Origin of the sequence: Corynebacterium aurimucosum ATCC 700975 (assembly GCF_000022905.1) — a bacterium.
Lineage (GTDB): Bacteria > Actinomycetota > Actinomycetes > Mycobacteriales > Mycobacteriaceae > Corynebacterium > Corynebacterium aurimucosum_F.
The window spans coordinates 2,356,464-2,368,878 of sequence record NC_012590.1 but is presented as its reverse complement, the minus strand read 5'-3'; the positions used below and the strand labels follow the sequence as shown (position 1 = coordinate 2,368,878).

The 12,415-nt window shown below is 62.0% G+C and carries 11 protein-coding genes; 6 read left to right on the top strand and 5 right to left on the bottom strand.

What is annotated here, in order from left to right; all coding sequences use genetic code 11:
- Positions 1 to 349 precede the first annotated feature (349 nt).
- Positions 350 to 1,966 carry an FAD-dependent oxidoreductase gene (locus tag CAURI_RS11420; RefSeq protein WP_010188966.1) on the top strand — a complete coding sequence of 539 codons (1,617 nt, stop codon included), beginning with the start codon at positions 350 to 352 and terminating at the stop codon, positions 1,964 to 1,966.
- Positions 1,966 to 2,226, top strand: coding sequence for a metal-sensitive transcriptional regulator (locus CAURI_RS11415; RefSeq protein WP_010188967.1), 261 nt, complete (start codon positions 1,966 to 1,968; stop codon positions 2,224 to 2,226). The genes CAURI_RS11420 and CAURI_RS11415 overlap by 1 nt, the downstream gene beginning before the upstream one ends.
- Here the strand turns inward: CAURI_RS11415 and CAURI_RS11410 are convergent.
- Positions 2,223 to 3,260 carry an alpha/beta hydrolase gene (locus tag CAURI_RS11410; RefSeq protein ID WP_010188968.1) on the bottom strand — a complete coding sequence of 346 codons (1,038 nt, stop codon included), beginning with the start codon at positions 3,258 to 3,260 and terminating at the stop codon, positions 2,223 to 2,225. The two genes, CAURI_RS11415 and CAURI_RS11410, sit on opposite strands and share 4 nt — an antisense overlap.
- A gap of 290 nt (positions 3,261 to 3,550) precedes the next feature.
- Between CAURI_RS11410 and trhA the strand changes: the two genes are divergently transcribed.
- Positions 3,551 to 4,204, top strand: a complete 654-nt coding sequence (trhA, locus tag CAURI_RS11405) for a PAQR family membrane homeostasis protein TrhA (protein ID WP_236660870.1) — start codon at positions 3,551 to 3,553, stop codon at positions 4,202 to 4,204.
- A 45-nt stretch (positions 4,205 to 4,249) separates the two neighbouring features.
- Here trhA and CAURI_RS11400 read toward each other — a convergent pair whose 3' ends face one another.
- From CAURI_RS11400 to CAURI_RS11390, 3 genes are all read right to left on the bottom strand, one after another.
- Entirely contained in the window at positions 4,250 to 4,891 is a 642-nt protein-coding gene (locus CAURI_RS11400; protein ID WP_012715293.1) for a DUF6891 domain-containing protein, read from the bottom strand.
- Positions 4,892 to 4,996: 105 nt separating this feature from the next.
- Positions 4,997 to 7,081 (bottom strand): acyl-CoA dehydrogenase family protein, encoded by a 2,085-nt coding sequence (locus tag CAURI_RS11395; protein ID WP_010188978.1) that lies wholly within the window; start codon positions 7,079 to 7,081, stop codon positions 4,997 to 4,999.
- 28 nt (positions 7,082 to 7,109) lie between these two features.
- The gene (locus tag CAURI_RS11390; RefSeq protein WP_010188980.1) at positions 7,110 to 8,408 is read right to left on the bottom strand and encodes an acetyl-CoA C-acetyltransferase; all 1,299 of its coding nucleotides are present in this window, start codon (positions 8,406 to 8,408) and stop codon (positions 7,110 to 7,112) included.
- 185 nt (positions 8,409 to 8,593) lie between these two features.
- On the opposite strand from CAURI_RS11390, the gene CAURI_RS11385 reads away from it, so the two are divergent.
- Entirely contained in the window at positions 8,594 to 9,934 is a 1,341-nt protein-coding gene (locus CAURI_RS11385) for a 3-oxoacyl-ACP reductase (protein WP_010188981.1), read from the top strand.
- Positions 9,935 to 10,864 (top strand): MaoC/PaaZ C-terminal domain-containing protein, encoded by a 930-nt coding sequence (locus CAURI_RS11380; RefSeq protein WP_010188983.1) that lies wholly within the window; start codon positions 9,935 to 9,937, stop codon positions 10,862 to 10,864. It abuts the gene before it with no gap.
- Between the two features lie 48 nt (positions 10,865 to 10,912).
- Here the strand turns inward: CAURI_RS11380 and CAURI_RS11375 are convergent, their stop codons facing one another.
- A complete protein-coding gene (locus CAURI_RS11375) occupies positions 10,913 to 11,947 on the bottom strand; it encodes an acyl-CoA thioesterase (RefSeq protein ID WP_012715292.1) in 1,035 nt (344 codons plus the stop codon).
- Positions 11,948 to 11,980: 33 nt separating this feature from the next.
- On the opposite strand from CAURI_RS11375, the gene CAURI_RS11370 reads away from it, so the two are divergent.
- Positions 11,981 to 12,385 carry a sterol carrier family protein gene (locus tag CAURI_RS11370; RefSeq protein WP_010188987.1) on the top strand — a complete coding sequence of 135 codons (405 nt, stop codon included), beginning with the start codon at positions 11,981 to 11,983 and terminating at the stop codon, positions 12,383 to 12,385.
- The last annotated feature ends 30 nt before the right edge of the window (positions 12,386 to 12,415 follow it).

Sequence of the window (12,415 nt, the reverse complement as noted above, 5' to 3'; positions counted from 1 at the left end):
GGGGCTTCTTGACGTAGCATACCCCAGGGGGTATATTCCTTCCTGTGTCCGCGATACCCTAGGGGGTATATGGTGAAATGAAGGAGGACCGGCATGTGCCGTGCTGTGAAATGTAAAAACTGCGGAAAGACCACCTGGGCAGGGTGTGGGAACCACGTTGCTGAGGTCAAGGCCAAGGTTCCGGCCGGTCAGTGGCGCACCTGTAGTTCTGATAAAGCCGGCCAGGAAAAGCCGGCTAAGGGCCTATTTGCCCGGCTTTTTGGGTAGACCCCAGCGCTTGTCTTGTTCCACCCCTGACTAGGGCCTGTGGTGCAGGCCCACCCACCCAACGATTACGGAGAATCCAACCATGTCCCACATCCCCACCACGGTGATTATCGGCGGTGTTGCCGGTGGTATGTCCACCGCTACACGCCTGCGCCGTAACGACGAACACCGCACCATCATTATCCTTGAGGCCTCTGGCCACGTTTCCTTTGCAAACTGTGGCTTGCCCTACTATGTGGGCGGCGTAATCCCGAAGCGCTCCTCGCTGTTGCTCCAGACTCCGGAAGCGCTCAAGCAGCGATTCAACCTAGACGTCCGCGTCAACACCCGGGTGGTAAGCATTGACCGTGACGCCAAGACTGTTGCTACCGAAGCCGGCGAAGTGATCAGGTACGACGAGCTTGTCCTTTCGCCCGGCGCCACGCCCTTCCTTCCACCCATCGCAGGGATCGAGTGCGCGTTTACGCTGCGCACCGTTGAAGATGTCGACAGGATTGCTGCCGCCGTTGAAGACAAGAAGAAAGCTGTGATCATTGGCGGTGGCTTCATTGGTCTAGAGATGGCGGAAAACCTTCACCACCGTGGCCTCGAAGTCACCCTCGTGGAAGCAGCGCCACAGATTATGGGGCCGTTAGATGTGGAGATGGCGGGAATCGTCGCCAAGCACGTGCGCGCCAACGGAGTGAGGGTTCTCACCAACGCGCAAGCTACGGAAATCTCCGAAACTAGAGTGGTGCTGCAGGACGGGCAGGAGCTCGAGGCGGACATCGTCATCGCTGCAATCGGTGTGCGCCCGGCTAGTGAGCTGGCACAAGCTGCAGGGTTAGAGATATCGGAACGTGGTGGCATTGTCGTCGACGCCCAACAGCGCACCAGTGATCCCCACATTTTCGCTCTCGGCGACGCCGCCACGAAGAAAGATTTTCACAGTGGTGCAGACTCCCTCGTTCCGCTAGCGCAGACTGCTAACCGTCATGGTCGTCTTGTGGCGGATGTCATTACGGGCCGAGAGACCGCGTCATTGCCGGTGCTGGGTACCGCGATTGTGGGGCTTTTTGGACTAGCTGCGGCGGCCACAGGGTGGAATGAACGCCGCGCACGGGCGGAAGGTAAGAATGTACGAGTGATTCACCTGCATCCGGCCAATCATGCGGGCTATTACCCCGGTGCGGCACAACTGCACATGAAGCTCGTCGTCGATGCCGAAAATGACGCGATCTTGGGCGCGCAAATTGTGGGTGAGGAAGGCGTGGACAAGCGCATCGACGTCATTGCCACCGCCATGCGAGCGGGCTTGAGTGCCACCGACTTGGCTGATCTGGAGCTGGCGTATGCGCCGCAGTTTGGCTCAGCTAAGGACCCCATCAACTTTGCGGGCTTTATCAATGACAACATTGCGCGCGGAGAATGTACGGTGCAATGGCATGAACTTCAGGGGCGCTTGGACTCCGGAGCATTGCTCGTCGATGTGCGTAGCCCGCAAGAGTTTGCTGCCGGTGCCATCCCTGGTGCGGTGAACATCCCTCTGGATGAGCTGCGCGAGCGCCATGGTGAGATTGCCAATCACGAAGATGTCATCGTGCACTGCCAAGTAGGATTGCGTGGTCATAACGCAACGAGGTTATTGAATAACTTGGGCTATGACGTTGCTAACTTGGATGGCGGCTACCTGACATGGGTGAATGGACAGGAGGAATAATGAACCTTGATCCGCAGGAAGTTAAGCCCTCGATTACTCGCTTGAAGCGGGCGCGCGGCCAAATTGATGCGGTGATCCGCATGCTAGAAGCGGGAGAAGAATGTGAATCCGCTATCACGCAGTTGGCCGCGGCCGCGAAGGCGATTGATCGTGCGGGATATTCCATCATCGCTACCGGGCTAAAACAGTGTTATCGCGAGGAAGGTGCAGACGGTATCGACGCTGAGAAGATGGAAAAACTCTTCCTGTCTCTGTCCTAAGCGCCGATAGTGCGGGCGATGGTCTGGTCCCAGCTCAGCTTCATCTGGTGAGAGAAAAGGTTGAAGGTGTGCGAACCCTGGGGGCTGAAGTAACGGTTCACTCGCACCCCGGCGTTGCGGGCGTTGCGGGTGAATTCCTCCGAGCACTGGTTGGCCACCATCTCTACCGCGCGGGGGCCGAGCAACTGGGCGGGGCTGTTGGTGCCATCGATGGGGCCCGGGGTGCCGGAGGCCGAGCCTACGAAGACCTCGACGTCGCGCAGGCGTCCGGGGTTGGCGTTGGGGTCGTGCTCGAACCACTGCGGGGAGCCCGGCAGGCCCCAGGCGTTGAAGGATGAGCCGCCGCCGTAGGCGATCATCGCGGTGGAAGTGGGGAATCCAATCGCGCCGGAGCGTACCGGGCAGCCGGAGTAGGAAGCCGCGGCCTTGTAGCGCTGTGGGGCGTGGCCGGCGATGTCGAGTGCAGCGCCGCCGGTGGAGGAAATGCCGCCGATGGCGTCGCGGCCGGTGCCGTGGAACTCGGCGTCGATCAGCGGGGGCAACTCAGCGGTCATGTAGGTGTTCCACTTGTTGACACCCAGGATAGGATCCTCGGCATTCCAATCGGTGTAGAGAGAGTAGGCGCCGCCGAGCGGCATCACCACGTTGACGTTCTTGCCCACGGCCCAGTGGCGGATATCGGAGTGTGTCATCCAGTTCATGCCGGCCTGGCCGCCCTCCACGCCGGGCAGCAGGTAGAAGGAGGGGCGCGGCTTATCGCCCTCGGGGAGCAGGACGTTATTAGAAATCACCGCATGATTGGCCGGGGACCAGACGTCCACCACCCAGTGGTTGCCGCCCATGTGACGCTTTGCGGTAATGAAGGCCTTGTCGCCGAGCCAGGGCTGCGGGTTGGTCACGCGCGAGGAAACCTCACCGATGGTGCTGGACTGGGCGGAGGCGGAGCCGATGCTTGCCGACGCCGTCCCCAGTGCCACCATGGCAGCTGCGACCAGCGCCGCGGCGCGGCGAGAACGTGAGACAAAGGAAAGCATAATGTGGGTAGTTTACGGCGTCAGCGCCCTCGAACTGCAAATATCGGAAGAAAAACTGGAGGAAACTTTCGCTCCACCCTTGTCTGCCACAATGCTCGGCCGTATAGTTACGGGTACGTAAGTTTTGGGAGTGAATGCGTTATGCGCACGACCCGCATCTCAGGCAAGGCAAGGCCCCCACTATGAACGCACCCAGTGCTCAAAAATCGTCCCCGCAAGAATTTCCAGTTGAATCAGGCTCTGTGCAGGAAAATAGCACGATAGAGCAGCTCATCCAGCGCACGTACTGGATGGCGGACCGCGGCCCGCGCCCATTAACGCGCGGCTGGGGGCACTTCTTTGCGGCCATCGCCTCCCTGATCGCATCGACGGTATTGATTACCTTTGCGTGGATGACGCTGCCGTGGTGGCAGGGGCTCGCGGTGACGGTCTACGGCGTCGGCGTGGTTGGCCTCTTTACAGTCTCGGCGCTGTACCACCGCTGGCCGTGGGTGACCATGCGGGCGGTGCAGTGGTGGCGCCGGGCGGACCATGCCACCATTTCCGTCTTTATTGCCGCGACGTACACGCCGCTGTGTGCCATCGTTCTAGAGCCGACCCAGGCGCTGTGGATGCTGACTGCTGCTTGGGTGGGCGCCATCATGGGGGTTGTCTTGAACTTGGTGTGGATTAATCACCCGCGCTGGCTGGACGTGGTGGTCTACCTGGTGCTGGGATGGCTCATCCTGCCTCTGCTGCCAAACCTGTGGCAGTCCGCGGGGCCGGCCGTGGTGTGGCTTCTCTTTGCCGGCGGCGTGGTCTATTCAGTGGGTGCGTTGATGTACGGCTTCAAGTGGCCAGGGCGCAACGCACGCTGGTATGGCTACCACGAACACTTCCACACCGCGACGATTGCCGCGGCGGTGGTGCACATGGTAGCCATTTGGATGGTTGTTGCGGGCTAGCCGAATGTGAGGGGGAGATAGCTTGAAGGGCGCTATGGACGGTGCCTATTCGGAGCTGGTGAGATCGTCCGCGAGGGGGAATTCGACGACTAGGCCTTGGCACAGCACGCGTGCGTTAGGGTTGCCATCCCACGTGGGGTTGAAACCAACAGCGCGCAGCGCTTCGACGAGTTGCTCGCCAACGCTTGCTGGTGTGCTGAGCTCGGCATCGGTTTTCATGGTGCCGAAACCAAAGAAGAGGTCTCCGGTGTGGATCAGCCTGTCGATATCTTGCATGTGGCAATAAACATATCCTGCGGCATCGTCTTCTTCCGCCTTTTCGGCGCCGCATTCAGCGCCGTCGGAGGCGTCCCACCCCTCGTCAAAGCTGAAAGCTAGGTTGCGCTGTCGCAGTTCATCCCGAAGGGCGTCGAGGCGCTGTGCGTCTGCGGACTTCTCTGTGACCTTCTGTGAGTACTCAGCGGCAACTTCGTCGATGATGGCATCGAAGTCTTCTGGGAAAGGATCCGTGCGCACTGTCGTCCACTCGGAAGGATCGTCGAGAAGCTCAATGAAGTCGTTGTGAATGTCCTGGCGTGAATGGCCGTGGCACAGATGAAGCGAGATGTCGTTGCGGAGGGTACCGGAGACTAAGAGGTCATCGGAGGGTGGGAAGGAACTGGAGAACATGGCGTGTGACGTAGTCATGCTTGTGGATGGTAAATGCGTGATACTGTGCGTGACTGAAAACAGGGAGGGCACCCCGCCAGGTGGCGGAAGTGCCCTCGAGATGCGTGGCGTGACTAGGCGTGACTAGATGTGGAGCGGATCTACACCAGCCTCGGTGAGCATCGGGATGTTGTGTACCTCAGGCGGGACGCCGAAGGCATCCACGAGAACGATGGACCACGGTGCCAGCGAATCAACAAGGTCGTTGATGGCGGCGCGGGCAGCCTTGATGCGGCCAGCCGGGATGAGGTTGTGCTCCTGGTACCAGCCCGCGTGCTGAACCAAGGTGTCGAAGACGAAGAGGTGGCGCAGCTGCTCAAAAACCTGGCGTGCCAGCGAGCCTTCCTCAAGGCGCTCTTCTGCCTCAATCATGGCCTGGACCAACAAGGTATCCACGCGGGCCCAGCCGGCGGCGATGAGGTGATCCTGGCACTGGTCCACGATGGCAGCGGCCTGCACCTTATCGGCCTTGCGGGCCGGCTGGATGCGGCGCACGAGGGAGAAGAGGATGGACTGGGCGCGGTCGTCGATCAGCTTGGCCTGGTAGGTGGCGTCGAAAAGCGAAGCCTCAGAGGGATTCACGCGGTCCACCAGGCTTTGCAGACGGGTGGTGAAACCATAGCGGCGGCGAACCACATCGGTGGCGGTGGTGGCTGCGTACTTCACGGTGTCCCACGGGCTCATGTCATTCATCGCACGACCATAAGCGGTGAGCAGGTTCTTCCCCACCATCTGAATGAGCACCGTGTTATCGCCCTCGAAGGTTGCGAAGACATCAGAATCGGCGCGGTAGGTGGTCAGGCGGTTTTCTGACATATAGCCGGCGCCGCCGCAGGCCTCGCGGCATTCCTGAATGGTGCGGGTAGCGTGCTGGGTCTGCGCAGTCTTGATGGCTGCGGCCAGAGACTCCATCTCGCGGGAGGCGAACTTCTGCTCCTCGGTCGGTTCCGTGACGGACCAGGCGCCGGACTCCTGCTGGTCATTCTGTTCCTGGTAGCGCTCCAGAATCTGGTTGTAGAGCAGGTGCAGTGCGTAAGTACGGGCCAGCGGAATGAGCAGGCGGCGACGGTGCTGGCGGTGCTCGATGAGGCGCTTTTCCGCGCCGGTTGCACCTTCGAACTGGCGGCGGCGGTTGGCATAGCGGATGGCGATGTCCAGCGAGGCCTCGGTGGCCGCGCCCGCTGCGCCGGATACACCGATGCGGCCGCGGATAAGCGTGCCTAGCATGGTGAAGAAGCGGGCATTCTTGGACTCGATGGGGGAGGAGTACTTACCCTTCTCATCGACATCGGCGAAGCGGTTTAGTAGGTTCTCGCGCGGCACGCGGACGTTGTCGAAGCGCAGGGTGCCGTTATCGACGCCCACCAAACCGCCCTTGTGGCCATGATCGCCCAGGGTGACGCCTGGTAGCTCGTTGCCATTTTCATCGCGGATAGGGACGATGATGGCGTGGACGCCGTGGGAGCGGCCGTCGCTATCCGGGGTGATGAGCTGGGTGAAGACGACTGCGGCGCGGCCGTCCTTGGCGGCGTTGCCGATGTAATTCTTCACCGCGGAATCGGAGGGGGTGTTGATGATGAACTCATCGGTCTCCGGGTCGAAGGTGGCGGTGGTCTCGAGGGATTGCACATCGGAGCCGTGGCCGCGCTCGGTCATGGCGAAACAGCCCGGAAGCTCCAGGCTGGCGGCCTTGTTGATCCAGTCGAGGTGGCGCTCGGTGCCCAGCTGATCTAGCGCGCCACCCCACAGGCCCCACTGCACACCGGACTTGATGGCCAGCGAGCCATCAACCCAGGCCAGGCCCTCCAGAGTGAAGGTGGAGAGGTTCGGCTTGCCGGCACCGCCGTGTGCGCTGCGCAGACCGTGGTTGAATCCGCCGAAATCGCGAACCTTGGAGAGGTTTTCAAAGGTGTGCTGGCGCTGCTCTGCCATGGACAGGTCGGCCTTCGGGAAGAGCTCCGGGTCATTGAGGAAGGTGCGCAGTTCCTGGCGGAAGGCGGCGTGGGGGCCGTCGAGAAGCGCGGCAAGTTCGGCGGCGACGGACAGCTTGGGAGTGGTGGGCAGGCGGTGCGGGCTGCGGGCCTCTGCCTTGGGTGCATCGGTGGTGGCCTGGTTGTTGAGCTCCGGGGAGACGGGTTTCTTGTCTGAAGAAGACTTGGTGAGTGCCATTGTGGGGTCCTTTCTGAGAGGGCGGTGCTTAACGCTCGACGATGGCTGCGACACCCTGGCCGCCGGCGGCGCAGATGGAAATGAGGGCGCGTCCGCCGCCGTTTTCCTCAAGAATCTTGGCGGTGGTGGCGAGGATGCGGGTGCCGGTGGCGGCGAAGGGGTGGCCGGCAGCTAGGGAAGAGCCCTTGACGTTGAGCTTGGCGCGGTCGATGGAGCCGAGTGCAGACTGCAGGCCCAGGCGTTCGCGGCAGTAGGTTTCGTCTTCCCATGCGGACAGGGTGGCGAGTACCTGGGAGGCGAAGGCCTCGTGGATCTCGTAGAAATCGAAATCTTGGAGGCTCAGATTGTTGCGCTCCAGGAGGCGAGGGACTGCGTAGGTGGGGGCCATGAGAAGCCCATCGGGGCCGTGGACAAAGTCGACTGCCGCGGTCTCGGAATCCAGCAGGAAGGCGCGGGGTTCGATGTTGTGCTCGACCGCCCACTCTTCAGAGCTGAGGAGGGCGACGGAGGCGCCGTCGGTCAGCGGCGTGGAGTTGCCTGCAGTCATCGTGGCCTGCGCGCCGTGCTGCTCGGCGTCGCGCTTACCAAAGACCGCTTTGAGTTTGGCTAGGGACTCTAGGGAAGAGTCCGGGCGCAGGTTGGTATCGCGATTGACACCGAGGAAGCCGGTGGTGAGGTCATCGAAGAAGCCCTCCTCCCAGGCCTTGTGGAGGTTCTGGTGGGAGGCGAGTGCCAGCTCGTCCTGGGCTTCGCGGCTGACGTTCATCTCGCGGGCGGTGATGGCGGCGTGATCACCCATGGAGAGCCCGGTGCGAGGTTCGCCATTCTGCGGCTGTTCCGGGGCTAGCTGCGACGGGCGTATGGAGCCGACGAGCTGAGCGCGCTGCGCGGCGGTCTTGGCGCGGGTGAGGTTTAGCAATGTGCGGCGCAGGGTGTCATTGACGGCCAGCGGGGCGTCTGAGGTGGTGTCCGTGCCTCCTGCGATGCCGGCGGAGATGCGACCTTGGGCGATGGCATCGCCGACGTGGATGGCTGCCGCCAGGGAGGTGCAGCAGGCCTGCTGAACGTCAATAGCTGGAGTCGTGGAGTCGAGGGCAGAGCCGAGTACGGATTCGCGGGTGAGGTTGAAATCGCGGGAGTGCTTGAGCACAGCGCCGGCGGCGACGAGGCCGAGGCGTTCGTCGTGCAGCCCGTAGCGTGCCACGAGGCCGTCGAGCGCACTGGTGAGCATGTCTTGGTTGGACGCGTGAGCGTACTGCGTATTGGAGCGAGCAAAGGGAATGCGGTTGCCGCCGAGGATGGCTACGCGGTGCGGGGGGTTGGTCATTGAAAACTCCTTCGCGAGTGGTCTGGTGCGAATCGTCCCAGTGGGAGGGGGTAGCAACCCGACTGTTCATTTCGCGTCACAACTAAAGTGATATTGTTAGTTCTATCACTTAATTAACTAACCTTGCAACCAGTCGATCAGGGCTCGCAAGGTTGTGAAGACCCGAGAAAGGAACACGCCAGCCTATGCCGCACGTCACATTTGCTGAGAAGCTCATCAACTCACCGCTCGCCGCCAAAGCAGGAGTACCCCAAGGTCACCCCCTGCGCCGCCACAAGGCAGGGGAACCAGCACTCGATGGTCCCATCGTCATTGGCGGCCAGGGGCGCATCGCTGAGTTTCTGCGCTCCCAGCTAGCCGTGGACTATCAGGTCATCAACTCTTCGGCAGAGGCCAAGCGCGCTGCCCTCGTCTTTGACGCCACCGGTCTAGACACCCCTGAGCAGCTGCGTGAGCTTTATGACTTCTTCAACCCGCAGATGCGCAACCTCCTGCCGTGCGCGCGCTTGGTAGTGGTTGGCACCACCCCGGAAGCGGCAGATACCATCGACGCTCGCATTAGCGCACGCGCCCTCGAAGGCTTTACCCGTTCTTTGGCCAAGGAGATGCGCAAGGGCGGCACCGTGAACCTGGTGTGGGTAGACCCCGCGGCCACCGCAGAGGTGGAGTCCACGGTCCGCTTCTTCCTTTCCGGAAAGTCGGCTTTCGTGGATGGGCAGGTAGTGCGCGTCAGCGCCCAGGGACAGGTTCCTTCCGTACATAGCGGTGGGGCGCAGAACTGGGAGCAGCCACTCGATGGGCGGCTTGCGGTGGTGACCGGTGCCGCCCGCGGTATCGGCGCCACCATTGCTGAGGTGCTGGCGCGCGATGGTGCGAGCGTTATCTGTATCGACGTCCCACAGGCCAGCGAGCATCTGGCAAAGACCGCGAATAAGGTCAAAGGCACCGCGCTGCCTCTCGACGTCACTGACCTTCAGGCCGCGGACAAGATTGCCCAGCACGCCCAGGAGCGCCATGGCCGAGCTATTGACGTCATCGTTCACAACGCCGGCATTACCCGTGACAAGTTGTTGGCCAATATGAATGAAGGCCAGTGGGATGCTGTCCTGGCCGTTAACCTTCTGGCGCCGGTGCGCATCACCGAAAACCTTCTGGAGTCTGGTTCCCTCGCGCCGGGTGCATCCGTGGTCGGTGTGTCCTCCATGGCTGGCATCTCCGGTAACCGCGGCCAGACGAACTACGCCACCACCAAGGCCGGCATCATCGGGTTGGTTGACGCCCTGCGTCCCGTCCTCGCCGAGAACGGCTCCACCATCAATGCTGTGGCACCGGGATTCATTGAGACCGCCATGACCGCCGCGATGCCGACCGGCCCGCGCGAGATCGGCCGCCGCCTGAACTCATTGCAGCAAGGCGGCTTGCCTGTCGACGTCGCCGAGACCGTCGCCTTCTTTGCCTCACCGGCCTCCGCGGCAGTAAGCGGCAACACCGTCCGCGTCTGCGGCCAGAACCTCATGGGAGCCTAAATGAACGTCACCACACTCAACGAGATTCCAGATCTTCCTGCGCTCTACCGCAGCCTGATGGTAGGCGCGGTGCCTATTCCTGGGCTGGGGGCAGGCAAGCGCAAGGTCGACGACCCACAGACTGCTTACCGGGTCGCGGGAGTGCGCGTAGACACCGAGCACCTCGCACGTTACTGCCAAGCTACGGGCCTGCGTCTGGGCAACGAGCTGCCCGCCACCTACCTGTACGCGCTGGCCTTCCCGCTCGCCATCAAGGTGATGGCCGCTCAGGATTTTCCTTTTCCCGCTGTGGGCGTGGTGCACCTGTCCAACCGCATCGAGCAGCAACGCCCGCTGCGCGTCGACGAGAGCTGCGACGTCACCGTGCATGCGGAAAACTTGCGGCCACACCGCAAAGGATTGGTCATCGATATGGTGACCACCTATAGCGTGGACGGTGAGGAGATCTGGCGCCAGACATCGGTCTTCCTAGGTCAGGGCACGAAATTCACCAAAGACACCCCGCTGCAAGTGAGAACGCGGCCGGAAGCCGAGCGTTTCCTTGACTTCCCCGGCGATGAGGTGGGAACCCCCACGGCAACGCTGCGCTTTAGCGCCGAGAGCACTCGCGTTTATGCGGCGGCATCTGGTGATAAGAACCCCATTCACGTCTCCACCGTGGGCGCCAAGCTCTTCGGCTTCCCGGCGCCCATCGCCCATGGCATGTACACGCACGCCCGTATGCTGTCGGTGCTCGACGGCACCCTTCCGGGTGCTGTTCGCATCAGCGCGGATTTCTACAAGCCAGTCATTCTTCCAGCGACCACGGGCGTGTTTGTGGCTCCGAGCGTCGCCACAAACAGTGAGATCGGAGCGCGCACCGTTACGTTGCGCAAGGCCAAGGACCCAAGCTCCCTCCACGTGGCGTGCCACGTCGAGCCATTGGACTAGTTCCTCGGCACTAGCGCCCAAGCGGCTGTGGGGCTGTGGGGCCTCGGGCTAATCTATGTGCTGGTGCTGTGGTGCTACCACCAGCGGCTTCGGGGAGTACTTGCCGCGCAGCTCGCGAAGGATGCCTGCGTGCTCCCAGAGGCGCTTGTCCTCCTCGGTACGGGGAGTGAATTGGCGGGCAGCCAGCGGCTGCCAGTCGGCGTCCATGCCCATATAGGCCACGGTGGCATGGATCGCGGTTTCCAGTTTCTCGCGGCCACCGCGCGGGTTGCCCGAGCGCACGTGGATCGACATCTGCATGGAGCGGGTATCCGTGCGCATCATACGGGCATCCACCTCGATGAGGTCTCCAATGTGAATGGGCCGGTAGAAGCGAATACCACCGGCATAGACCGCAACGGTGTGCTCTCCCGACCATTCCATAGTGCAGGCAGCGCCCGCCTCATCGATCCATTCCATCGCCGTTCCGCCGTGGACGTTGCCGCCCCAATTGACATCGGTGGGCTTAGCCAAGAAGCGGTTCACCATGCGGGGTGCATCGGACGGGCCATCATAAGTCTGCTTTTCCATTTCCGCTTCGATGGCCTGGCGCAGCTCGATGCGGGATTCCGCGGCCTCCCACACACGTTGGTGCTCAGTGGTGTCCGGAATCAGCGGGGGAACAGCCACCGACTTTCCGGTCTCGGTATCTTTGGCGACGAAGATGACGAGGCAGTCGCAAGCGCGGGTAAAGATGCCATCGCGAGGGTCGGCGGAGAGCACCTCGTTGACGATGTGCATGGAGGAGCGACCCGTCATCGCGATTCGTGAGCGCACCTCCACCAAGTGGCCCGAAGGGATTGGGCGAGTGAAGTGAATATGGCCCACGTAGGCTGTCACGCAGTAGGTGCCCGACCACTGGACCGCACATGCATAGGCAGCCTTATCGATCCACTCCAGAACGCGGCCGCCGCCGATGCCTTGGGCGCCGGCGATGGTGAGATCTGTTGGGGCGGCCATAAACCGCAACGTGAGGGAGGGGGACTTCCCGGTGGGAACCGGCTTCTTTTCTTCCGAAGAGCTTGGTGGCATGGTTGGTGACATGGATAACAAAGTATCAGGGAGCGTGCGTAGCGTATGAAGAAGGCTGTTGATGTCGCAACCACTCGCGCCGCCGTCGAAGCGGTTGAGGAGTGGATTCGTGACCCTGAAGGGGTGGAAAAACCAGGTCGTCCGGCCCTTGCGAAAGCCACTCGGACCACAGCCCGCCTGTTAGAGGCGGACGCGCCGGGCCACTCCGTGGAACTGCGGGTCCCCCCATTCGTGGCAGTGCAGTGTATTGCCGGGCCCCGGCACACCCGGGGTACCCCTCCGAATGTGGTGGAGACGGATCCTCAGACATGGTTGCAGCTGGCCACGGGCGTCTTGGACTGGGAGCAGGCGCTTCACGACGGTCGCGTGGACGCCTCTGGCTCCCGTTCTCATGAGATCGCTGGCTGCCTGCCCGTGATTCCGTTAGTTTTCACTGGCCGGAACAGCTAGGATTAGCGCCGTGGTAGCTGAACACGTCCA

What these genes read in the sequence shown, in the direction of transcription:
- CAURI_RS11420 (WP_010188966.1), top strand. Translation starts at nt 350, where the DNA reads ATGTCCCACATCCCCACCACGGTGATTATCGGCGGTGTTGCCGGTGGT.
- CAURI_RS11415 (WP_010188967.1), top strand. Translation starts at nt 1,966, where the DNA reads ATGAACCTTGATCCGCAGGAAGTTAAGCCCTCGATTACTCGCTTGAAG.
- CAURI_RS11410 (WP_010188968.1), bottom strand. Translation starts at nt 3,260, where the DNA reads ATGCTTTCCTTTGTCTCACGTTCTCGCCGCGCCGCGGCGCTGGTCGCA.
- trhA (WP_236660870.1), top strand. Translation starts at nt 3,551, where the DNA reads ATGGCGGACCGCGGCCCGCGCCCATTAACGCGCGGCTGGGGGCACTTC.
- CAURI_RS11400 (WP_012715293.1), bottom strand. Translation starts at nt 4,891, where the DNA reads ATGACTACGTCACACGCCATGTTCTCCAGTTCCTTCCCACCCTCCGAT.
- CAURI_RS11395 (WP_010188978.1), bottom strand. Translation starts at nt 7,081, where the DNA reads ATGGCACTCACCAAGTCTTCTTCAGACAAGAAACCCGTCTCCCCGGAG.
- CAURI_RS11390 (WP_010188980.1), bottom strand. Translation starts at nt 8,408, where the DNA reads ATGACCAACCCCCCGCACCGCGTAGCCATCCTCGGCGGCAACCGCATT.
- CAURI_RS11385 (WP_010188981.1), top strand. Translation starts at nt 8,594, where the DNA reads ATGCCGCACGTCACATTTGCTGAGAAGCTCATCAACTCACCGCTCGCC.
- CAURI_RS11380 (WP_010188983.1), top strand. Translation starts at nt 9,935, where the DNA reads ATGAACGTCACCACACTCAACGAGATTCCAGATCTTCCTGCGCTCTAC.
- CAURI_RS11375 (WP_012715292.1), bottom strand. Translation starts at nt 11,947, where the DNA reads ATGTCACCAACCATGCCACCAAGCTCTTCGGAAGAAAAGAAGCCGGTT.
- CAURI_RS11370 (WP_010188987.1), top strand. Translation starts at nt 11,981, where the DNA reads ATGAAGAAGGCTGTTGATGTCGCAACCACTCGCGCCGCCGTCGAAGCG.